Source organism: Flectobacillus major DSM 103 (assembly GCF_000427405.1).
Lineage (GTDB): Bacteria > Bacteroidota > Bacteroidia > Cytophagales > Spirosomataceae > Flectobacillus > Flectobacillus major.
The window spans coordinates 1,481,740-1,505,818 of sequence record NZ_KE386491.1 but is presented as its reverse complement, the minus strand read 5'-3'; the positions used below and the strand labels follow the sequence as shown (position 1 = coordinate 1,505,818).

General features: G+C 37.6%; 15 protein-coding genes. 14 read left to right on the top strand and 1 reads right to left on the bottom strand.

Features of this window, described 5'->3' with window-relative positions; translation table 11 throughout:
• Nucleotides 1–29 precede the first annotated feature (29 nt).
• Nucleotides 30–584, bottom strand: a complete 555-nt coding sequence (locus tag FLEMA_RS0108080) for a peroxiredoxin (protein ID WP_026995029.1) — start codon at nt 582–584, stop codon at nt 30–32.
• Between the two features lie 196 nt (nt 585–780).
• Between FLEMA_RS0108080 and FLEMA_RS0108075 the strand changes: the two genes are divergently transcribed.
• From FLEMA_RS0108075 to FLEMA_RS76020, 14 genes are all read left to right on the top strand, one after another.
• Entirely contained in the window at nt 781–1,719 is a 939-nt protein-coding gene (locus tag FLEMA_RS0108075) for a hydrogen peroxide-inducible genes activator (RefSeq protein ID WP_026995028.1), read from the top strand.
• A gap of 242 nt (nt 1,720–1,961) precedes the next feature.
• Nucleotides 1,962–4,985 carry a sensor histidine kinase gene (locus FLEMA_RS0108070; protein WP_159102665.1) on the top strand — a complete coding sequence of 1,008 codons (3,024 nt, stop codon included), beginning with the start codon at nt 1,962–1,964 and terminating at the stop codon, nt 4,983–4,985.
• The gene (locus tag FLEMA_RS0108065) at nt 4,982–5,719 is read left to right on the top strand and encodes a LytR/AlgR family response regulator transcription factor (RefSeq protein ID WP_026995026.1); all 738 of its coding nucleotides are present in this window, start codon (nt 4,982–4,984) and stop codon (nt 5,717–5,719) included. The genes FLEMA_RS0108070 and FLEMA_RS0108065 overlap by 4 nt, the downstream gene beginning before the upstream one ends.
• Nucleotides 5,720–6,273: 554 nt before the next feature.
• On the top strand, nt 6,274–7,182 hold the full coding sequence (locus FLEMA_RS0108060) for a PP2C family protein-serine/threonine phosphatase (RefSeq protein WP_026995025.1): 909 nt from the start codon (nt 6,274–6,276) through the stop codon (nt 7,180–7,182).
• 30 nt (nt 7,183–7,212) lie between these two features.
• The gene (locus tag FLEMA_RS0108055; RefSeq protein ID WP_026995024.1) at nt 7,213–9,078 is read left to right on the top strand and encodes an SEL1-like repeat-containing protein kinase family protein; all 1,866 of its coding nucleotides are present in this window, start codon (nt 7,213–7,215) and stop codon (nt 9,076–9,078) included.
• A gap of 131 nt (nt 9,079–9,209) precedes the next feature.
• On the top strand, nt 9,210–11,480 hold the full coding sequence (locus FLEMA_RS76760; protein WP_026995023.1) for a hypothetical protein: 2,271 nt from the start codon (nt 9,210–9,212) through the stop codon (nt 11,478–11,480).
• A gap of 29 nt (nt 11,481–11,509) precedes the next feature.
• A complete protein-coding gene (locus tag FLEMA_RS0108045; protein WP_026995022.1) occupies nt 11,510–13,786 on the top strand; it encodes a hypothetical protein in 2,277 nt (758 codons plus the stop codon).
• Between the two features lie 118 nt (nt 13,787–13,904).
• Nucleotides 13,905–14,600 (top strand): FHA domain-containing protein, encoded by a 696-nt coding sequence (locus FLEMA_RS0108040; RefSeq protein ID WP_026995021.1) that lies wholly within the window; start codon nt 13,905–13,907, stop codon nt 14,598–14,600.
• Complete coding sequence (locus tag FLEMA_RS0108035) at nt 14,597–16,312, top strand: hypothetical protein (protein WP_026995020.1); 1,716 nt, start codon at nt 14,597–14,599, stop codon at nt 16,310–16,312. The genes FLEMA_RS0108040 and FLEMA_RS0108035 overlap by 4 nt, the downstream gene beginning before the upstream one ends.
• On the top strand, nt 16,309–17,820 hold the full coding sequence (locus FLEMA_RS0108030; RefSeq protein WP_026995019.1) for an Hsp70 family protein: 1,512 nt from the start codon (nt 16,309–16,311) through the stop codon (nt 17,818–17,820). The genes FLEMA_RS0108035 and FLEMA_RS0108030 overlap by 4 nt, the downstream gene beginning before the upstream one ends.
• An 11-nt stretch (nt 17,821–17,831) precedes the next feature.
• The gene (locus tag FLEMA_RS0108025; RefSeq protein ID WP_026995018.1) at nt 17,832–18,476 is read left to right on the top strand and encodes a hypothetical protein; all 645 of its coding nucleotides are present in this window, start codon (nt 17,832–17,834) and stop codon (nt 18,474–18,476) included.
• A gap of 91 nt (nt 18,477–18,567) precedes the next feature.
• On the top strand, nt 18,568–19,674 hold the full coding sequence (locus FLEMA_RS76025) for a hypothetical protein (protein WP_026995017.1): 1,107 nt from the start codon (nt 18,568–18,570) through the stop codon (nt 19,672–19,674).
• Between the two features lie 50 nt (nt 19,675–19,724).
• Nucleotides 19,725–22,589, top strand: a complete 2,865-nt coding sequence (locus FLEMA_RS0108015; protein ID WP_026995016.1) for a tetratricopeptide repeat protein — start codon at nt 19,725–19,727, stop codon at nt 22,587–22,589.
• Between the two features lie 107 nt (nt 22,590–22,696).
• The gene (locus FLEMA_RS76020) at nt 22,697–24,043 is read left to right on the top strand and encodes an OmpA family protein (protein WP_052354022.1); all 1,347 of its coding nucleotides are present in this window, start codon (nt 22,697–22,699) and stop codon (nt 24,041–24,043) included.
• Nucleotides 24,044–24,079 lie beyond the last annotated feature (36 nt).

Sequence of the window (24,079 nt, the reverse complement as noted above, 5' to 3'; positions counted from 1 at the left end):
CCCAAAGCCTAGTGCCAATATTATCAATACTATACGCTAAGCGTTTCTTCGCCAGCTTTCCAGTTACATGGGCAAAGTTCGTCTGTTTGAAGAGCATCCAATACACGGATTACTTCGTCTACATTACGACCAACAGACAAGTCATTGGCAGAAACCCAACGTACAATACCTTGAGGGTCAACAATATAAGTAACACGGTAAGCAATTTTTTCGTTAGCTTCCAAAATTCCTAACTCCTCAGCCAAAGATTTTGAAGTATCAGCCAACATCGGGAATCTCAAACCACGAAGGTCATCATGATTGTTTCTCCAAGCCAAGTGTACAAATTCAGAGTCAGTAGAAGCACCAATCAAAATAGTATCACGGTCGCTGAAGTCATCAACTTTAGTATTGAAAGCAGCAATTTCTGTAGGGCAAACAAAAGTAAAATCTTTTGGCCACCAGAACATCACCATCCACTTACCAGCGTTTTTGTGATCTTCAGAAGTAATGTCATAAAATTCGTTTCCTTTTTCTAATGAAACAACGGCAGTTTTTTTGAAAGTTGGGAATTGAGCACCCAAACCTAGCATTCTGTTCGACATTTTTTTGTAAATTTATGATTGATTGAAAATTAAAATTGTACAATTCAAATATTAATTATAACTCACTGAGCGTACTATTGTATTTGAAAAGTCTTATTTCTTTTTTTATATAACAAAGGTCAACACAAAAGGTTTATCATGCAAATTGATATTATTTATATTTGTATAGAGAACACCAATAACAAAACATAATCCAATGACAATCACTCAATTAGAATATATTATTGCGGTCGAAAACCTCCGAAACTTTGTACAAGCGGCCGAAAGCTGCTGTGTAACCCAGCCAACACTGAGTATGCAGATTCAAAAGTTAGAAGATGAATTGGGCATTAAAATTTTTGATAGAAGCCGCCAACCTGTAGTAACAACACAAATCGGTTCTGAGATTATCCACCAAGCACGCATTACTTTAGCCGAATATGCCAAAATCAAGGAAGTAGTCAACTCTGGTAAAAATGAAGTTTCGGGCGAGGTACGTTTGGGTATTATTCCCACTATTGCCCCATATTTGCTACCTTTATTCCTAACCAATTTCCTAGAAAAATTCCCTAATATAGAGCTAAAAATCAAGGAGTTAACAACCGAAAGAATTATCCAGCACCTAAAAAATGATGATTTGGATATTGGCCTATTGGCTACCCCACTCCAACAGCCCAATATTATCGAACATCATATTTTTCATGAAGAATTGGTTTTGTATGTTTCAAAAGAAAATGCTTTGTACCAAAAAGAATATGCTCTTTCCGAAGACATTGACCCTCGTGAATTATGGTTATTGGAAGAAGGCCATTGCTTGAGGTCACAAATAGAAAACCTTTGTGAACTCAAACGCAAATCTATCGGATATGGGCAGTTTGAGTATCAAGCTGGTAGTCTAGAAACCCTCCGCAAAATGGTAGAACGCAACCAAGGTATTACGATTTTGCCCGAACTAGCCACCCTCGATTTTGAGGAAAAACAGAAAGTATTGATAAGGAAATTTGCTTCGCCCGCACCTGTGCGTGAAGTAAGCTTGGTAGCACATCGCAATTTTGCCAAAAGTGCTGTTTTAAAAGCGTTAAAACAGAGTATCTTAGATTCATTGCCCGAAAGCATCAAAAATACTCGCCCCAAAACTGTAGTCCAGATTAAATAATGAGGAAAATATTCTCTTCAGAAGTTATTCAAAATAGCTTCTGAAGAGAAATAACACTTTCCAACTTTTTTTTATTATACGGTTAATATTCTATTAATCAGAATCTTAACATAGTTTGTCTGGTCTAATTGATGCCCTCCTTTCAAAGTACAATTGTTCTACTGTTATATAGCTTTGTATTTTTGTACAACACGATTGAACAATCTTAAATGAAATCCTCCTTTGTTTTAATAGTAATCTTTTTGAATACTTTCTCTAATTTCTTTGGGCAAAACCCTACTACAAGAAATTATGGGGTAAACGACGGACTAGCAAGCTCAATGGTATACCGAGCTTTTCAAGACAGTCAGGGCTTGATGTGGTTTTGTACTACCAAAGGTATTTCGCGGTTTGATGGATACAATTTCGAGACCTTCACTATCAACGATGGTATCCCTCACAACGATGTTTGGCAAATTGCTGAAGATACCCAAAAAAGGGTCTGGTTTTTGAGCTACAGCTCACACTTCTTTTACTACGACCTCCAGCAAAACCGATTTGTTGTTATTAAAAACCCTTATTCCGAATTGAAGGATGGACACATATGGGGCTTTATCCAGCAAGACAAGAATTTATATACGGCCGTATTAAGCGAAAATCAAGAGGTATTATCGATTGACACCCGTACACAGAAGGTACGGAGATTTTCGCCAACAAGACGGGGTATTTACGAATACCCTTTCGACACTACGGTGGCTTATTTTAATCATTACAAAGCCGGAGGTTTTCCTTTCGAGCTTCGGGCTTATTCAGAAGGTTTTTCGCACAACCTCAACAAAAGGCCACATCCTATTCCAAACAAATTTGTTCTTCAACAATATAATTCTCTTTTTCAAGGACTTTTGGCCATTATTTTTGATGATAATACTACTATTTGTGCTTCCGAACATGAAATTATTCAAGACTCTGGTAGTTCGGTTATACATGCCAATGTCGATGAATTAAGCCAATTTCCCGATGACAAAATTGTATTAATCATGAATGTTGGCAATCCTAAATATAAGTTTTGCAAAACCGAAAAAGACGCCTTTATCATTGATAATCAACTCAATCGAATTCATTCATTTGATTTTCTGAGAAAATATATACTCAATAGTGTAACATTCGACCAAGACGAAAACCTTTGGATATGTACCAAAAATCATGGAGTCTTTTTTCTAAGCAAGGATGCCGTTAAGTCGCATACCCTCACAGCCATTGAAGGTGCTGTAATTAGTAGTGCAAGGTTAGGAGCTGAAACGTGGATTGGGACTAATTCTGGGCAAATTTACTATACCGATACCAATGGAAAGTTTATTAAATTACATTTTCAAAACCCTATCAACCTCCCTATCAACAACCTTGTTGTTACGCCCGAATATCTTATTTTTACGTGGCAAGGGCTTATTTTTGGGGTTCTGCCTTATCAATTAGCTAAACAAGGAAAGGCTATTTCATCTATTTTTCATCCCAAAAATCAGCACTCAGCCAATTTCAAAATATCAGTAGCAGACAAAACCAAGCTCCATGTTATTCAATGGCATGATATAAAAAGCCTAGATAGAATTTCACCATACGAATTTGTGGCTTCTAATGCCCTAAATATAGCTAAGTTAAAAATCTACAAAGACATTTTCTATTCTGAACCATTTATCCCTAAAGACCTCATTGCTAAAGCTTTGGTAGTAAAAACCTCCCCTGATAGCACGATTTGGGTAGGTAACTCACAAGGGGTTTTTCAAGTAAAAAATATCAAACAACAACGGTTTACACCTCTTCTTTCTGTTCCTGTAAAAAGCCTTGTTTATGCCGACAAGCTCAAAACGCTACTGATTGGAACAAATGGATATGGCTTATATTTTAGAACAAATGGTAAAATCGGAATATTCAAAGAGCTGATGGGAGAAATTATCAATCATTTGTATTTCGATGAAAAAACAAATCATACTTGGGTAGCCACCAATCATGGGGTGTATATCTTGCAGCATAAAGCCAAACAACCACAGCATTATACCATAAGTAGGCTTTTGCTCAACAATGGACTACCTTCGCTAGAAGTCAACCAAATAGCCATCAATGAGCGAAATGCGTTTGTTGGAACGTCGGCAGGATTGGTCAAATACACATTAGATTTATCACCAAAACACCCAAAAAATCTATATAAACTTCCACTGAGCGTTCGAAACGTTTGGGTGAATCAACAAAAGCAAGCACTACAAGATGTCTATGAATTGGCTTATGACCACAACAATATAAAAATACAATACGCAGGAATTTCTTTTCCAAGCGACAAAAAAAACACCTATTACTATCAGTTTGGTGAGCCTTCCAAAACAAAAGAATGGGAAAGTACCTCGGCTGTGTCACTAGAGTTTGTGTCGTTACCACCTGGCAATTATGAGTTCATCCTCAAATGTGTAGACCTCTTTCAGCGTATTTCCAAAACCCAAAAGATTCGCTTTATTATCAAGCCGCCCTTTTGGCAAACTCCTTGGTTTGCTATTACCTTTTTGTTATTGATGTTTGGCATTACTTATTGGGTTATTGTCCAGAGAATCAAGCATGTAAAAATCAAAGTAGCCAACGAACACCTTATTGAGAAACGTATGGCCGACCTACAGCTTGAAGCATTACAAGGACAAATGAACCCACATTTTGTTTTTAATGTGCTTAGTTCTATTCAATATTTTATTTTACAAAACGACCCTATTTCGGCATCTTCTTATCTTAGTAAGTTTTCACGACTCATGAGGCTTTTTTTGGAGTCGCTCAGAAATAAATTTATTTATATTCCCGACGAAGTTACCTTACTGTCAAACTACTTAGCATTAGAACAACTAAGACTAAGTAATAAATTTACCTTTAGTGTTGAGGTATCCCCCGACATTCTACCCAGCTACAAAATACCCACTATGTTGATACAGCCATTCGTTGAAAATGCTATCAATCATGGTATTTTACACTCAACCAAGCCACAGAATACAATTCATATTAGATTTGAGGTAGCTCAACAAAAAATTATTTGTACAGTAGACGACGATGGTATTGGACGAGAACAGGCTAGAATTATCAAAGAGCAACAAACCACCAATATTATATCGAGAGGTACTGAAATAACCTTTGAAAGAATCAAATCTTTACGGCAATCTGATAATATCCAGATTGACATTATATATACCGACAAAAATAATACAGCGAACCCATACTCAACAGGGACAATAGTCCAAATTATAACAGACAAATTATGAAGATAAATGTATTAATTGTTGACGATGAACTGAAATCTTTGGCAGTAACAAAGATGATTCTTGGTCAGTTTAGCAACCTTGTTGAACAAATTTTTACGGCATCGACTATTGATGATGCCTACCAAAAAATTGTTCAGCACGAACCCGAATTAGTATTACTCGATGTAGAGCTATCTAGTCATACAGGGTTTGATTTAATCAAGCGATTTGACAATCCTAGTTTCAAAGTTATCTTCCTGACGGCACACGACAAATATGCTATTGGAGCGATGAAAGTAGAAGCATTGGATTACCTTCTCAAGCCCTTAGATGCCGACGAACTTCATAGTGCTTTGCTGAAAGTACTCAAGCATTATACGACACAGCCAGCCCATACCTATGTACAAGACAAAATAGCTGGTGTAGCTAAAAAGGGTAAAATTATTGTACCTACACAAAAAGAGCTATTACTCGTTGATGTCGATACTATTTTATTCTGTAAAGCCGAAGGAGGTTATACTTCTATTTATATGAATACCAATAAGATTATTCTTTCGTCGAAAGACCTCAAAACCTACCAAGGAATCTTACAGGATTTTGCTTTTTTCCGTATTCATGACTCTTACCTTGTCAATTACACACATATTACAAGTATTTTGAGTGACAACTTTGTACAACTAAGCAATCAAACCACTATCCCACTGTCGAGAAGACGAAGAAGCGAGTTTATTAATTGGTTACAAAAAGTGAGTTAGTAGACAATATTTATATTCTAACATATAATTGGTATCTATTCTTTCTATTTATTTTTTAGAGGGTTAGCAATTGGCAACCCTCTAAGTTTATTTTGCCAGTTATAATATTTTTTAAGTATTAATACAAAGTCTCTTAGACCTTTCTACATAACGATAAATCATTGAATCTGAAAAGACGACACTCGTAATCATTTACCCCTTCACAACCATATATCTATTTTTATTGTCCACTTATACCCTATTCAATACCACATATAGGTTTACTCTTCTTCATACTACTTCTTTCGATTAGATTGCATATCTACAGTAGTTGTAGCTCAACAAAATTTATTATCTAACAATCAATCTTTCCACTTGAAAACGATGAAACAATACACACTAAACTATTGTGTTACAAATACTTGTATCAACATTAGATAACAACAGCTTTTGCCATAGCCCTTTTTGCTTTATAAAAATCCTATTCATTAGTTAAACCAAACGTAATCTACAGACAGAGTAGTATCACGAGAAAATGTCTGTATTCAGTTTTCAAGAATCCAATCTTTGTACTTATGTTTCAAATTTCTAAAGTTTTCAGCTTGTTAGATGCTGGTAAAAGGTCAAGTATCGAAGACTATATTTACCCTAATTTGAACGATGTAAATACAAAAACAAAAGTATTTGTAGTATGTGATGGCGTTGGAGGAGAAGCCAAAGGTGAAGAAGCTAGCAAAATTGTAGCAGAAACATTTGGCAAGATGCTCTCTCATTTAACAAATATCACAAAAGAAGATATTTTGGCAGCTTTAGACGCTAGCCTTCTCAGATTCAAGCTATTTATTGAAGATTTTCCTGAGGCTGAAAATATGAGTACAACCCTAACACTAGCGTGTATCAATAAACGTGAAATTATAGTAGCATGGTGTGGTGATAGTAAAATTGTACACTTCAATGAAAAAGGTATAAAATGGAAAAGCCTCGACCACAGTTTTGTCCAGCATTTAGTCAATATCAATCAAATAAGCTTAGAAGAAGCCAGTACACATCCTCAACGAAACCTAATTACGAGGTGTATCAACCTACAAACAACCACCAACGATTTTGACTTTCATGTGATTGATTCAATAGAGCCAAATGATTATTTACTATTGGCATCGGATGGTATTTTTGAAAAAGTAAGTACATCCTTACTACCTCAAATAGCCCAAAATCCAGAACCTAATAAAGGTTATTTAATCAACGAGTACTGCCAAAACTACACACGTGATAATTATTCTATGCACTTGTTGCAGTTTGAGGCTACTAAATCAAATTTTTTGCCCAAAATTATCATGGGTTTAATAATACTGGTTGGATTGGGAATATGGCAGTTTACCAAAACACAAAACCCTAAAATACCACCTACGCCTCAAAATAAACGTATATCGGTAGATATCCCTACCATTATCCCCCCAGCAGTAGATTCTACCAAAAACCACTAACATACAACGATTCATAATTATTTAGTTCCAATGGATTTTAAAAGTAGATACATATATAATCCTCGTGAGGATTTGATAGGCAGAGGTGGATTTGCCCGTGTTTACAAAGCACAGGATATCCTCTTAGATAGAACCGTGGCCATCAAGGTTTTCAACAAAGTAGACAATGGACATTATACAGTATTAGAAGAAATCAAAAAGGTTATTAGATTTGAGCATCCTAATTTGTTACGTTATTATGATGTAGCCTTGCTTCAAAATATCAATGCTTTTGGTGAAAAAGAGGAACTCCAGATTGGTATTATGGAACTTGCCAATGCAGGCGACCTAAAAACATTTGTACAAGGCGATCCTAAGCCTTCTGTAATTATCGACTTGCTCAAACAGGTGCTTTATGGTCTTGATTTTCTTCATCAAAAAAGTATTGTTCATCGTGACCTAAAACCTCAAAATATTTTACTCGTTAACGATGGCTCAAAGCTAATTGCTAAAATTTCGGACTTTGGTATTAGTCGCAATATGGAGGCCAATACCAATAGTGCCTCCATGACTATCGGTACAATCGAATACATGGCTCCCGAGCAATTTAGCCCTGCCAAATATGGTATCAATGGCAAAATATCGACAAATGTAGATTTGTGGAGCTTTGGTATTATGCTTTATGAATTACTAGCAACAGAGCCTCCTTTTGGGCAACGAAGTGGGAATACTACGGCCGAACAAATTATGAACTCGATTTTATCAGCCGAACTTCCACAGAAGCTAAACTCAATAGAAGAACCGTTCAAAACAGTTATCAAAAAATGCCTTGTGTCCGATGCTAAATTACGTGTCCAAAGTGCCAAAGATTTGATACCTTTCCTAGATGCTAGCTATACAAGTATTCCTGCTGTCGATGCCTTTGAAACACAGTTTATTAATTTTGAAGAAAAAAATAACCCAACAACAACACTGCCTCCTACTCTTATATCTGACAAAACTGATAGTACCAATCAACTCCATAATATGGATAACGCCAATACTCATACATTTCATTTGGCAAAAACACCCCATACAGAAGTACTACCCTCCGATAGCCCGCCTGTTGGTAATGATAGCATTGTATCCGACAAAACCCTTGAAAATCAAGCCATAAGCTCTTCTCCTGTAGCTAAAGAAACACCTATAATACCACCAAGAGAAAAGCCGTTGTTGCAAGAAGCCGAAAAGCCCAACCACTCAACAAACCAGAAGAAAAGTGCCAATACAAAAATCCGAAACATCGCATTTATCAGCCTTATTGTTGCTTTAGGTGGTGGGTATTACGTTTGGAATATGCTTACACAAAACTTCTATGCCAAAATAGATTCACTCCTTGAGCAACATCAATACGACCAAGCGTTGACCTTGCTCAACGACAAAACTCAAGCACCCAGCCAAAGAAAGGATTCACTTGATACACAATACCTAGTACAAACACTTATTAGCAAAGGTGATACCTCGGCTGCAATTCCTTTTTTAAAGCAAGAGCTTGAGTGGGGTTCAATCGGCAATGCGTATCTATTGGGACAACTGTACTATACGGGCAAATTTGTAGAACAAGACTATCAAAAAGCCAAACACATCTTTGAAAAAATCCCGACCGATAATCGGGCAGTAACCATGCTTGGCAATATTCACTTCATGGGACTTGGGGTTTCTCAAAACTTCACAAAAGCTTTAGGATTTTACCAAAAAGCCGCCGCTCAGGGTAATTCAGTAGCCATGTATTCACTTGGGCTGGCATATCTCAATGGGGCTGGTATCAAACAAGATAAACAAAAAGCACTCGATTGGTTTTATAAGGTAATTCAAAAAAACGATAACGTCGATGCTTCAAATGCTGCCAAAAGTCAAGTAGAAAGTATGCACAATTAAAACCAGCTCTACTTGATATTCAATAAAAAATAGAGACCATAAAAACCACAAAACAAACCTTTGATTTACAACAACTTAATCTAATTTATTGACAAGATTCTTTACTACCTCCAAATTTTACAAACATGAGCATGACAGAAACGCAAATGTTAGAAGAATTACAGTTAATTCTTCATCATTCAGTTAGTGTACGTGATAGAATCAATACCTTATTGGCACAACAAAACCAATTGATTGATACCATTACCATTCAAGAAAGCACATTGAATGGCTATTTAATAGAAGCAAAAAGTAGTTCTGATATAGCTCGTCAATCGGCCCTCGATGCTAAAAGCGACGGTCAGATGATTGAGCAAATGAAGCAAGAAGCTATTGCCGATTCTCAGCAAATTGAACAAACTAAGAATGATGTCAAAGCTGACACTATGGAAGTAGAGCAGCTAAAAAATCAGGTGAAAACGGATGCCACAGAGGCCGAACAAGCCAAAAATCAAGCGAAAGCCGATGCTCAGGAGGCCGAACAAGCCAAAAATCAGGCCAAAGCTGATGCCGCCGAAGCTGAACAGGCTAAAGTTCAGGCTAAAGCCGATGCCCAAGAGGCCGAACAGGCTAAAAATAATGCTAAAGCTGATGCCTCGGAAGCTGAAAATGCTAAAAACCAAGCTAAAGCCGATGCTCAGGAAGCCGAACAGGCCAAAAATCAGACTAAGACTGATGCCCAAGAAGCTGAACAAGCCAAAACGCAAGCTAAAGCTGATGCTAACGAGGCTGAACAAGCCAAAAATCAGGCCAAAGCTGATGCCGCCGAAGCCGAACAAGCCAAAAATCAAACTAAGGCTGATGCTCAGGAAGCTGAACAAGCCAAAAATCAGGCGAAAACTGATGCCCAAGAAGCTGAACAGGCTAAAAATGAGGCTAAAGCTGATGCCCAAGAAGCTGAACAAGCCAAAACGCAAGCTAAAGCCGATGCTCAGGAGGCCGAACAAGCCAAAAATGACGCTAAAACCGATGCTAACGAGGTAGAAAATATTAAAGGGCAGGCCAAAGCTGATGCCCAAGAGGCCGAACAAGCCAAAAATGACGCTAAAGCTGATGCCCAAGAAGCTGAACAAGCCAAAAATGACGCTAAAGCTGATGCCCAAGAAGCTGAACAAGCTAAAAACCAGGCAAAAACCGATGCCCAAGAGGCTGAACAGGCCAAAAATGACGCTAAAGCTGATGCCCAAGAAGCTGAACAAGCTAAAAACGACGCTAAAGCTGATGCTCAAGAGGCTGAACAAGCCAAAAATGACGCTAAGGCTGATGCCAATGAGGCCGAACAAGCCAAAAATCAGGCGAAGGCTGATGCTCAGGAGGCTGAGCAAGCTAAAAATGACGCTAAAGCCGATGCTAATGAAACCGAGCAGGCCAAAAATGAGGCTAAAGCCGATGCCTCGGAAGCTGAACAGGCTAAAAATCAGGCCAAAGCTGATGCTCAGGAAGCTGAACAGGCCAAAAATCAGGCCAAAGCCGATGCCAACGAAACTGAACAGGCCAAAAATCAGGCCAAGGCTGATGCCGCTGAGGCTGAACAAGCCAAAAATGATGCTAAGGCCGATGCTATTGAAGCCGAACAGGCCAAAAATGACGCTAAAGCTGATGCCCAAGAAGCTGAACAGGCCAAAAATGAGGCTAAAGCTGATGCCGCCGAGGCTGAACAAGCCAAAAATGAGGTAAAAGCCGATGCTACCGAGGCCGAAAATGCCAAGAATGAAGCCAAGGCTGATGCCAATGAAACAGAACAGGCTAAAAATGAGGCAAAAGCTGATGCTGCTGAGGCTGAACAAATCAAAAATCAGGCGAAAGCTGATGCTAATGAAGCCGAACAAATCAAAAATCAAGCCAAAGCCGATGCTGAAGAAACTGAGGTTGCTAAAAACGCTGCTAAAGCCGATGCTATTGATGCCGAAAATGCCAAAAATGCGGCTGTAGATGATGCCAAGGCTGCCGATATAGCTCGACAGGATGCCGAGGCTGACGCTAAAGCTGCTGAAAAAGCTAGGCAAGATGCCGATTCAGATGCAAATGCTGCTGAAGCTGCTAAAAAACAAACTGAAGCCGATGCTAACGAAACCGAAAATGCCAAAGCTCAAGCTCAACAAGATGCCTCAGAAGCCGAAATGTCTAAAGAACAGGCTAGGTCTTATGCTCAACAGGCCTTCAGTTTTGCAGATGCTACTTTGATGCACAAAAATACAGCTTACAGCACATTGAGAAATATTGAGGCTGATTCTGACAAAATTAGTACTCATCTCAAAGTTATAGATGGCCTAGAAGATAAAGTGAGGCAGATGGCTCAACAAGCCGAAGACTACATGCACAAAGCTGACAATTGTGCTCTTCATGCTTGTAGCGGTTTCTAATCAATGTACTTAACATTTTAGATTTAAAAATGAATCTAGCAACCATATTAATCGAAGCCAAGGCTATCTATCAGCAATTGATAGATATAGAAAATGATATTTCCCAAAATGCCATAGACTATACGCCTACCGATATTAATAGTATTCTTGGCCAAATAAAACAGTCAAGCCTTATAGCGAAGGACTTTGCACAAAACACTGAAATGGCCAAACAGGAATCTATCGCCGACCGCCAACAGATAGCTACAGCTAAACAAATGGGTGTTGCAGCTAGGCAAGAAGTCGAGAGTTTCAAAAATCAAGTCCGTTCTGATAGTATCGAGGCCGAAGAACTGAAAAATAGTATCAAAGCTTATACCACCGAAACAGAAGCCTCACTCAATACGGCTTTAACACTGGCCAACGAAAGTGAGATGCTTAAAAATACGTCTAAAGCCGACGCTCAAGAAGCTGAATTAGCCAAAAGTGGCTCGGTGGCTGATGCCAACGAAGCCGAGCAAATCAAAAATCAGGCGAAAACAGATGCTCAGGAAACTGAACAAACCAAAAATCAGGCAAAGACTGATGCTCAGGAAGCTGAACAGGCCAAGAATCAGGCGAAAACCGACGCTCAAGAGACCGAACAAGTAAAAAACCAAACCAAATCGGATGCTTCTGAGATAGAAATGATGAAGGAGCAAACCAAGGCCGATGCCTTGGAGACTGAACAAGTCAAAAATCAAACCAAGGCCGATGCTTTGGAAGCTGAACAAGCTAAAAATCAAACAAAAGCCGACGCTCTAGAAACTAAACAAGCTAAATCACAAGCTCAAAGTGATGCTCAAGAGGCTGAACAGATTAAAAATCAAGCGAAAGCCGATGCTCAGGAAACTGAACAAATAAAAAATGGTGCGAAAACCGATGCCAATGAAATAGAGCAAACGAAAACTCAAACAAAAAGTTTGGCTACTGAAACAGAACAGGCCAAAAATCAGGCAAAAACCGATGCTCAAGATACCAAGCAAGCTAAAAGTGATGCAAAGGCCGATGCCCTAGAAATTGAACAAGCCAAAAATCAGGCGAAAACTAACGCTAACGAAACCGAACAAAGCAAAAATGACGCTAAAGCCGACGCTCTAGAAACCGAACAAGCCAAAAATCAAGCAAAAACTGACGCTAACGAAATCGAACAGGCGAAAAATCAGGCGAAAGCAGAGGCAACTGAAACCGAACAAGCCAAAAACGAGGCCAAGGCTGATGCTATTGAAACTGAGCAAGCTAAAAATCAGGCTAAGGCTGATGCCATCGAAACCGAACAAGCCAAAAATGAGACAAAAGCGGATGCTGCTGAAATTGAACTAGTCAAAAATCAGGCTTTGGCTGATGCCCAAGAGGCTGAACAGCTTAAAAATGAGGCAAAAACCGATGCCAATGAGGCCGAACAAGCTAAAAATGACGCTAAGGCTGATGCCAACGAGGCCGAACAAGCCAAAAATCAAGCCAAAGACGATGCCAAAGAAGCTGATATTCACAAAAATGAGGCTCGTGCAGATGCCAACGAAACCGAACAGATAAAGGCTGAAATTAAAAAAGATGCTACTGAAGTTGAACAAATAAAAAATCAAGTTAAAGCTTTTGCCAATGAGGCTGAAAAAATAAAAAATGAGGTATTGAAAGACCAAAAAGAAATAGAACAGTACAAAAACAGAACAAAGGAACAAGCCAACGAAACCGAGAATCTGAAAAATGATGTTAAAGCGGATGCCTCAACAACCGAGCAGCTCAAAAACACTACCATTATTGCTGCCAAAGAAGCTGATAAAGCTAGGCAAGATGCCGTAAACGATGCTCTGGAGGCCGACCAATACCGCATTGCCGCTCAAAGTTTTGCTATGCAGGCCGATAAAAATAGATTTATTGCCGAAGCTGAACGACAACAATCTGAACGAGCCAAAAATAAAGCTGAAGCCGAAGCTGTCGAAACTGAAGGTATCAAAAATAAAGCTCAAACAGCAGCCAAAGAAACTCAAACAGCCAAAAATAACGCCAAGGCTGATGAAAATTTAGCTCGTGAATATGCCGATGAAGCCTTACCTCAAATGACCCGAGCCGAACAATTCAAAGACGAAACAGAAAAATATTATAAAAGGTCGTCGGAATTGGCTGATAAGGCTCTCCATAAACTTCATAAAGCAAACGACCTTGAATATGAGGCTAGTATCAGACTTTCTAATGCTGAAGCTTTTGCCAATGCTGCAGAAGACTCGAAGGAGCGTGCTCATCGCTGCAATGCCCAAAAAAGAGCCGCTAGAGATAGCTTATTTTAAAACACAAAAGGCGTTCAATCATCCAATAATTGATTTTCAAAAGAGGAGCTAAATTTCAAATTCGTAACACAGACTACTGTTTAGCAGATTTTTAACTACCTATTTATATAAAAGTCTTATGAACCGAAATGAAATAATAGAATTTTTGTCGCTATCATCGGGTACTCCTGATGACGAACTGGTAAAAGCTGTTGCTGAAAAAGAAAAATACTTCAAAAGCTTAGTCAATAACGCACCAACCAGCCTATTAAAAAAGGTATATGAAAAAAATATAGAAAAACTCGCGGAATTTAAGACTTTCTTGCTCCGTCCTAGCCAAAATTTTGACACACCTGTCATTAAGCCCGAATTAGATTGGCCCGAGGTAAGTAATAATTCGTCAAACGAAACCCAGTCGGTAATTCAAGAGCCAGCTTGGCTGATTAGGCATACAGAAAACAGTACGTCTATTGCCTTTACCCTCAAGCAAGGGCTCAATACTATTGGGCGGGCTACCGAAGGCAAAAAACTCGACGTAAGTATCGAACACGATATGTTTGTGAGTCGAAAACATGCTATTATTGAGATTATTGATAATGCTTACTTTTTATATGATGTAAGTGAAATAGGAGAAAAACCCTCAAAAAACGGCGTATTTGTAAATGGCAACGATAAAAGGCTTCAAGGTAAATATTCCCTTAACGAAGGAGATACCCTTCAATTTGGTAAAACCAAACTGGTTTTCAAAATAAATACTCAGCGTACTGTAGCTGATGTCGTAAATGAAGTAAGTAACACAGACTATATGCGTACAGTCGTAATCAATATACTATGAGCAATAACTTAGACGCTATTTTTGAAAAAATTAGTTCAATTCAAAAAGATATTGGTTATACAAATCAGTATGGTTTTTTTGAATTAATCAAAAAACACTTTGATAGTATCGAAAATCAAAATGAATTATCTATTGATGCCATTGGTAGCCACGAAGGCACTCTAAAACAAGAACTCAGTACTCAACTAGCATCGTTACATACATCGCTGGTGTATTGTACTGGTTCTTTTTTGCCTATATCCTACCCTACATTAATCGCCAATATTGCCATAGTATTTTATGAGGAGTTGCCTCTCAGCAACATACTTTTGGCATTAAATAGCCGTATCGAAAATTATAAAAAAGTATATTTAATTACAACACACAACAACCCTCAGTCAGATACCGCCGCCGAGCTTATAGCCTATTGTAAGGCACAGGGTGTTACAACCCAAACATTTCAGTTACTAACAAACGACGATATAGCAACAATCATCAAAGTTATAGATGTTCAAAAACTCCTGCATTTGTCCAAGTTGTCAACCCTAAAACCAGTAGTTGATTATATCAATCAGATTGTCAAAACAGAGCATAAAATACTTACCAGCCAAAAGAATCTTTTGGTTCAAGATGCTCAATTTCTGAAAAAATCAGACTCAGGCAATTTTACAGAAATCAATAATATTGTTCGATATACTGTTCTCAAAAATCTCCAAGAAGTAGAAAAAGGTATTAAAGCTAAATACGAAGAATTTAGTAAACCAAACTATGGGTTCTTTAGCGAACGAATTGCCGATTTTTGCCATAAAATACAATACAGCGACCTCTCGAAAATAGAAGTTGCCGACAAATATGAAAAAATTGAGCTAGGTATCAATCTATCTACTACCGAGCAGTTTTTCAAACACAACGAAAAAGAATTACTCCACGAGTTTTCGAAAGATTTAAGCCTTTTAGAAACACTCTCACAATCAACATTTGAGGAACTCAACCAACTGTTAGCAAGATATAAATTGCCCAAAGTAACAATTGAGCGGTTTGTTCTTCCCGACCTCAACCCTACGTTGATTGTTCAGGGCAACAATTATATCCAGAAAAACTTTAGAGGCGAAATTACTAAAGAAGGACGTAACGAATACCTCATTGCCCTTCGAGACTACACGGGTATTATCATGGTAATTGTGGGTTTATTAATGCCCCTCAATTTACTTATACAAGGGGTTGACTTTTTCTCGGACGGCGAACAAGTACCCAAAACCTTCGCCGAAGTCAATAACGGTTATGAATATTTAGCCTTTTTTGCCAAAAAAACCAAACTCGCTATTCTTTTAGCAACGTCAATTTTATCAGGTATTTTGATTTGGTATGGCGTTGTAGACCTAAGGGTAAGAATACCCCGCAAAAGAATAGAAGAACGTGAGCGTGAAACCCAAAAAGCCAAAGACCACTTACAGGCAGAAGCTCGACGAATTTATAATGATAGCTACAAAGACTGGGTAAATAGCCTCTCGGGGTATATTCGAGAAGTAACCCAAAATATCACCTTTGAAATAGACGCTATTTTGAAAAGTGCTACCAAAAACGCACAAGACCTAAACAATAACAAAAAATCACAACTAGCTACTAGCCAGTCAATTATAGACAACAAATTAAAAAACCTACAACTGGCCGAACGAACGTGTGAAGGATTACAAAAAACAATTTCTGAACAAAAAGAACGAATATTAATATGAATTTGGGCATAGATTTGGGTTCAAGCAATACATTAGTAGCAACACTCACAAAAGATAATACTCCCATTATCATTCCCGATAATCTTGATAAACATGCCGAAACAACACCAAGTGCAATTATCATAGATAACGAAAAGGCTATTGTTGGCAGCTTGGCCAAAAATATTTATCAGGCATACCCTGATAAAAACCTATATATTTTCTTTAAACGACACTTTGGGTCGTACGTACCTTTGGGGTACACCGCAAGCAATATTCCAGTATTTAGCGAAACACTGGCAGCAATTATGCTCAAAAAGGTTATGTATGATGCCAAACTTTTTATCAATGAAGACATCGACAAAGTCGTAGTAACTGTGCCATCGCATTACAATGACTTACAACGACGCTCAGTAATGGAAGCGGCCAAACTTGCTAATCTAAAGCTAACGTCTCTGCTTGATGAACCCATTGCTGCAGCTTTATACTATTTGGACGAACACACAACCTCTAGTGAAGAGCTAATCTTGATTTATGACCTCGGAGGCGGCACTTTCGATTTATCGGTACTAACCAAAAACCACGAACAAATTCATGTGGTGGCCAAAGGAGGAATCAATGATATTGGTGGCGAAGAGTTTGACCAAATTATTATTAACAAAATCAAAAGTGTTTATCAGCAGGCTTTTGGCATAGCCATAAAAGACACCTATTATAACAATAACTTACTCAAAACTTTGGCCGAAGAAAGCAAAATTATCTTGAATCAAACAGGAAAAGGGCTAGAACGGTGGTTTTACTTCGACAACCGATTCTTTAGGGTATTTTTTGATATTACCGAATACAACCTGTTTGCCCTTGAAATTATTAAAAAAACTGAAGATTGCGTTAAAGATACCCTTAAAGTACTAGGCTTACATATCGCTAATATTAGCCAGATAATTCTTATTGGTGGGGCTAGTAATAGCAAATTGCTATACCAATACTGGAGTAATATTATTAATCCTAGCTATCAAAAAATCATTTATCATCAACCCCTCACGAGTGTATCTAAAGGGGCTGCTATTTATGCCAATAGCTTTACCAGTGGGAAAGGAAAGTTGCAATCGAACCTCGACCTCAAAAATGTAAGTTCTTATAACATAGCCATTCGCCCCAAAAACTCAACTGATCTAGAGTTGGTTGTCCATAAAAACATTCCGCTTCCTATAGTTGGGCGAAGTATTATTCAACTTGATAAACGCCAAAAAAACACCGAACTAGAACTATGCCAATACCTTGACAGAAAGGATTTTACACAAAAATTAGGCATAATTACTATCGACAACAATCTGGCGATGCACGCAAGCCATATAGAATTAGTAATCGAAAATAAAGTAGACGGTACTATCGGTATCAAGGTATTGAATACCCATACAGGAGCTCCGCTAAAATTTAGCTTTGTCAATAGTACTTCTGAAGCAAAATACGATTTCTCCCATCAAAAAACTTTGTTAGATTCTCTATTTATCAATAATGTCGTTGATTAGAACCAAATCGTATGAAAAAACTTATACTCATTAGTATCCAACTATTTTGTTACCTAGCGGTAATTGGCCAAAAAGTACCCGTATTTAATAAGATTAAGGTTCAGAAGGCTAGCCCAAAAACACCCAAAGCAACTCCTTCGACTGCTAGTAACACGCCTCAAAGTAGCACTAGCACAAGAAGTATCGATGGCTATTACGAGTATTACCCTATTAGTAGGTTGTATCTTTATTCGGGTTTGATGAAAAACGGGCAACCCTCAGGATATGCCTTTATCTATTCCAGAATTGACACCTCACTGCTATATGAAGGAGAACTAAAAGATGGAAATTATAACCTCGAAAATATTATTCAAAAACCTAAACAGGAGCTTAATAAGGGGTTTTCGTTTTACTTAGAACAGGGCGAGATAGCCCTCAATAACAACCGAATAGATGTGGCCATTGAGTTTTTTAGAAAGGCTCGAATATCGCTAGGAAGTACCTCCAACCTTAACCCTAAATTCATCAAAATAGCCAATATGGCCAAACAAAGAGGCGATAAATTCCTTGGCTTTGACGAATACCAAACTGCTCTGGATTGGTACTTGGTTGCACAAGCCCTTATCGACGACAGCAGTATCCAGAACAAAATTAAAAAATGTAAAACAAAACGCTAATACCTCGAAAGTAATGTAAAAGTGATTAGTTTTTCAACACTATACTAGTCAAATACTTAACGGCTATTTCGTACAATACCAGTTACAAAATATGAAAACGCATCCATTAATTATTATCCTATTGTTGCTCACAAGTTGTTGGGGGGTGAGTATCTCAAGTACTTTTGCCCAAGACCATATCTATACCAAAGACAATCAGGTACTGAAAGGTAATATTATCAACTTCAATAATGGCGAAGTTGAGTTTACCCAAGAGAAAGAATCTGATATTCTTACTCAAAAAATAAGCAATATACTACTGATTATCAACCGAAAAGGAAATATTCTTCTCGGCGAAGAACTCGCCCAAGAACCCGAAGAAAGAGCTAATGCTATCAATGATTTCAAAAACAGTCCCAAATTAACCAGCAAATACGACCTTCTGGTATACAAGCAGGCTATTGATGTAGTACGCTGCAATATTACCTACGAATCAAATGACATCGTCAACTTCAAAACAATCAAAACCAATGATAGCCAAACCGAAAATAAAAAGGATTTACTACTGATTTTGTATGTCAATGGTAATCATAAGTTTTTGGCTTCGCCCAACGAACTAGCTGATAACCTCAAGATACTCAAAAAGAAAATCATTGAAAAAGCTGATATAGTAGCTACAGCAGAGCCTGCTTTGCCTAGCACAATTACGCTTTCGCCTTCCGAAATCCAGTCTTATCGTAAAAAAGCTGAATTAAAAGTAGATGGCTTTAGTGAGTTTCTCAACTTAATAGCCAACAAAGAACTTAGCTCGGAAGAAAAAGATAAGGCTATTGAACAGGCTATCAAGCTATTTACGCCCAATGCTACAATACAGGTTTCACTACGAAAACCCGACGGCAATATAGTGGTAGTAACCCGAAAAATAGAGGAATACCTGAAAAGACTAAAACTTTCGCCCTATAGTTCTGTAAAAATAGACTGGACTGACATTCAATATGTTGGCAATCTACAACAAGAAAAAGATGGCAATTATTATGGGGTAATCACTGGAGAACAACGGTTCTCGGGATATGACAAAAAAGGAAATGTCAAATACAGCGACATTGTAAAAAAGGATGTTAAAGTTATGGTAAAATCATACAAAAAAATTATTGATGCCAACGAAAACAGTCAATGGGAGGTTTTTCTTGGCAACATCGGGATTGTTGAACAAAAGTAATTTTTTCTCCAATTCACTAGTCTCTTTTTGTGAACAATAAAGACATTATCATGAAATATCTATACAATATTATTACTATTTTGGGGCTTTTTTCGCTATTGCAATGGAACAATGCAAACGCCCAAACGCTAAGCCTCAAAGAAAGTGAAGAAATCAAGCTTGTAGCTCAACGAAAAATACAAAATGGCTATAAAGATTTGCTCAACTTTATCACCGATGAGTCTATCGGTGATGCCGAAAAGCTCGCCACTATCAAGGATAGTTACGGTAATAGTAATATCCAGGTTTTTTACAATAATCAAACTATTCTTGAGGACGACATCAACCCTAATTACTATAACAACGCCAATATCCATGATTTAACCGTTGAGAAATACCTCAATAACCTTGATATTCTGTACACAAAAGGTACCGAAAACAGTATCGACCTAAATATTATTAGTACTTCCAATGTAAAACAAGGAAGCAATTATATGTATATCAAAGTATATTTTGAAAGTTTGTTTAATAATAAACACAAAACTATTAATATACCTTATCGCAAAACTCAGCGTGTGGCCGAGCTTCGTATCACCAAAAATGGCAAAAAATGGGTAGCCAATATTACCCGAGTTGCCTTTGGAAATACTTCGGAAGAAAATGGCAAAGATGATATTGTTATCAAAACTGAAACATCTAACGAGCCTATTGCCAGCAATACCGAAGCCGAAACTACCCAGAACGACGACCAAAAAAAAGAACAATCCGACTTCCAACGTCATTTGTCCGATGCCGACGATGCCTTCAAATCCAAAGAATTTGAATTGTCGATTCAGGCGTATCTCGAAGCCCTCAAAAAAGATAAAGACGATTACGGTAAAACATTCTATATCAAAAAACAAATTTCGCTTGCCAAACGTGAGATATTGAAAGAACAAGAACTAAAAAAGCAAGAAGAAGAAAGATTAGCTCAGAAGCAAAAAGAACAAAACTATCTACGGTTCATTGCTGAAGCTAAACTATGGCAACGCAAACGAGACTATAACAAGTCTATTCAGCAATATCAATCAGCCTTTAGGATTAAACCTGATTCGGCTTATTTGTACCAAGAAACTATCCGAGAACTCAACAAAGAATTGAATATCAAAACAGAAACTGACGAAATGTTTCTGGCAGGTAATTTCAAAGAACTCAAAAAAAAATACGATAACTATATCAAAAAAGACAAGTCAAATTCCGATTACTTTTTAGGTCGTGCCAAATGTGCTATCCAGTTGGGCGATTCCCCTAAAAGTATTCTTGAAGACCTCAATGAATCCATCAACCTTGATTTTCAAAATGTTGGTGCTTTATCGACAAGAGCAGAATACTATGTTTCTCAAAACAATATACCCAAAGCCATTGCCGATTATACAAGCGTACTGAGTATCGAGCCAGACAATGCTGCCATTTATAATACAAGGGCTGCTTTGAAAATTCGTACCAATAACCTCCAAGGGGCTTTTGATGACTACGACAAGGCTGTCGAGCTAGACCCCAAAAACCCTCAGTACTACTTTGAACGGGCTTCGTTACATACCCAAAATAGTGCATGGCAAAAAGCCATTTCTGATTATTCGGCAAATATTACCCTCAATCCCAATGCTGTTTTGGCTTATTATTATAGAGGAAATGCCCAATTCAATCTTCAACATTATAAAGAAGCAGGACTCGACTTTGGCAAAGCAATAGAGCTACAACTCCAAGATGATTTATACAAAATTATCAGAGACCGCTCTGAAACATTTTTTCTTACAGGCGACAAAGCCTTAATCAATGGCGACATCAACGAGGCTCGTACCAATTTTACCAATAGTGTTTTGACATTACCTGCCAACTCTAGGGCATGGTACAAAATCGGTGAATGTTATTTTGTAGAGAAAAACTTTACCAAAGCCATCGAAAATTATACCACGGCAATTGTTCATAACGAAGCCTATGATGATGCTTTCTACAAAAGAGGCGTATCTAAATACAACTTAGGACACTACAAAGAGAGTATCGAAGATTTCCACAAAACCAATACCATTGTATCAAACTATTTTGATGCCTTATTGTATGAAGGGCGAGCCTTAATGCAATTACAGGATTTCAAAAATGCCATAGTTATTTTTCAAAGAATCAAAATCTCAAAATCAAGTATCGAAAAAAGCTATTCAAAAGAGTTTTTTGCCAATATGCACCACTATCTGGGGGTTTCGATGGTACAAGAAAAATATTTTGCTGAAGCCAACCTCGAACTTACTACAGCTATCAAACTAAATAATGAATTTTCGGAGGCATATTTCTATAGGGGCTTAACATTCAATGAACTTGGCAAAAGCGACCTTGCCTTATCCGACCTCAACCAAACCATTTTGCTAGGGCCCGATACCTACCAAAAACAAATGGCCAAGGGGATTGCTTTATTTTACTTAAACCAATTTGTACAGGCTGCCGAAGCTTTCCAAAACTCAGTAGATTTGGATACGCTCAAAAAAAATATAAGCGAGGCTTATCGGATGAAAGCTTATAGTTTGTTTAAATCCGAAAAATACAATGAGGCCATCAATGCCTTTATTAGTACGATTGACAACAAAACAGGAGATTTGGATGTATCTATCTACCGAGACCTAGCCACCTGCTATCTATTTGATGGTCAAAGTGGTAAAGCACTCGAAATTATTAACGCATCGCTAAAGACCAACCCCGACAACACCGAATTGAATTACTTACTGGCTTGTTATTATATACAAAGTACAAATATTCCTGAAGGCTTAAAGGTTTTAGAAAAATTACTAACCAGTAAAGCCATCGACCCTAGTTTTATCAAGAAAGATAAACTCATTAATGTTATTGATAATAAACTTAGAAGTACCAAAGAGTTTAAAGAATTAATCAAAAGAACCTCTAAATAGAGGTTCTAATCAAAAATTATCTGATTATTAGACATTGTGCCTGAATATTCAAATACTATTTTTTTGATATTCAGTACATTAAGGCTTTTAATCAGAAAAACATTTATATGATATTGTATTTTGCTCACTTACTGTTGTTGAAAGCTGATTTAAGGAAAATACCTCTTTTCTTGATATTTTCTTTGATTAGTAAACTGGCTATAGGACAAAATTATACAACCAACATACAAATAAAAGGCTTGGTGATAGATGCCTCTACCCAACAGCCCATCGTAGCTACGCTCCAATGGGCATATCTTTCATCAGAAAGTCCTACGTGGAGCCGAGCTATCAACAATGGGGTAAATGGCTGGTTTTTGATAGCAACTAAACCACAGAGCATCACCCTCAAAGTACAAGCTACTGGTTATCATACCATTAGCATCAATTTAGCTCTTAACAACCTCAAGTATTCCGAACTCCTTTATATAATACCTTTAGTAAAGCTTATCGAGCACCAAAGTAACAAGGTGTTTGCTCAATCTACCACCAAGTCGGGGAAAGTTGAACAGACACCTATTACTTCCAAAGGTAAATCAATTAGGCATATCCTTACCGCAGTAGACGGAATTACGCATAAACCTATTGAAGCGGCTTTTAGGCTGATTCAAACCAACACTGGAAAAGTATATGAATACCAAACTTCTTTACAAAGAAAAGAGGTCTCTATTCAATTTACTGAACATGATATTTTGGCCGTCGAAGTGGCTTCGCCCAATTATCAACCTTTTTATGGTAATCTCATTATTGATAAACTCGACAACCTGACGCATCATGACACTATTTCATTGATAAAAACACCTGTGTTTTTTAATGCTATTACCAGTACTAATCAGCCGAAAGCAGAAGTATATCTTTCCAAACTCTCTCCTTCTGGCAATGATTTAACAACCAAAATACCATCGCAGCATCCAATACATTATGGCCTATTAGAACTCAATGAGTGGTATAAAGTTAAAGTATGTACTGGGCAAGATACCGTTTATCATACATTTCAAGCTACGGCAGGAATGAATCAATATGTAGTAGAATCAGTACCTAGCCTCGACACACTTCCTACTATCACAGAACCCCAAAAGTTTATCCTCTATTTTGAGCAAAGCAACTTTTTGCTCAAACCCGAATCTCAGATAATTTTACATCAAATTATTCAACAAGCTGCAGCTCAGCCAAATCTTAATATCGAAATTTTTGGACACACCGATAATGTAGGTAATTATAATTCCAATCTCTATTTGTCTGAAGTAAGGGCGATGTATGTTCAAAATGCCTTTTTTGCTAAAGGAATTACAGAAACTCGAATCAAAAAAATAGCAATGGGAAGCAAAAAGCCTATAGCCAACAATAACAACGAAACAGAAAAAGGCTTAAATCGAAGAGTAGAAGTATATCTTTATCCAACTACTAAAAAATAGGTTAGGTTATCTTGCCTAATGAGGCTACGTAAACGT

Coding starts and splice junctions, on each gene's coding strand:
- FLEMA_RS0108080 (WP_026995029.1), bottom strand. CDS start 584: ATGTCGAACAGAATGCTAGGTTTGGGTGCTCAATTCCCAACTTTCAAA.
- FLEMA_RS0108075 (WP_026995028.1), top strand. CDS start 781: ATGACAATCACTCAATTAGAATATATTATTGCGGTCGAAAACCTCCGA.
- FLEMA_RS0108065 (WP_026995026.1), top strand. CDS start 4,982: ATGAAGATAAATGTATTAATTGTTGACGATGAACTGAAATCTTTGGCA.
- FLEMA_RS0108060 (WP_026995025.1), top strand. CDS start 6,274: ATGTTTCAAATTTCTAAAGTTTTCAGCTTGTTAGATGCTGGTAAAAGG.
- FLEMA_RS0108055 (WP_026995024.1), top strand. CDS start 7,213: ATGGATTTTAAAAGTAGATACATATATAATCCTCGTGAGGATTTGATA.
- FLEMA_RS76760 (WP_026995023.1), top strand. CDS start 9,210: ATGACAGAAACGCAAATGTTAGAAGAATTACAGTTAATTCTTCATCAT.
- FLEMA_RS0108045 (WP_026995022.1), top strand. CDS start 11,510: ATGAATCTAGCAACCATATTAATCGAAGCCAAGGCTATCTATCAGCAA.
- FLEMA_RS0108040 (WP_026995021.1), top strand. CDS start 13,905: ATGAACCGAAATGAAATAATAGAATTTTTGTCGCTATCATCGGGTACT.
- FLEMA_RS0108035 (WP_026995020.1), top strand. CDS start 14,597: ATGAGCAATAACTTAGACGCTATTTTTGAAAAAATTAGTTCAATTCAA.
- FLEMA_RS0108030 (WP_026995019.1), top strand. CDS start 16,309: ATGAATTTGGGCATAGATTTGGGTTCAAGCAATACATTAGTAGCAACA.
- FLEMA_RS0108025 (WP_026995018.1), top strand. CDS start 17,832: ATGAAAAAACTTATACTCATTAGTATCCAACTATTTTGTTACCTAGCG.
- FLEMA_RS76025 (WP_026995017.1), top strand. CDS start 18,568: ATGAAAACGCATCCATTAATTATTATCCTATTGTTGCTCACAAGTTGT.
- FLEMA_RS0108015 (WP_026995016.1), top strand. CDS start 19,725: ATGAAATATCTATACAATATTATTACTATTTTGGGGCTTTTTTCGCTA.
- FLEMA_RS76020 (WP_052354022.1), top strand. CDS start 22,697: ATGATATTGTATTTTGCTCACTTACTGTTGTTGAAAGCTGATTTAAGG.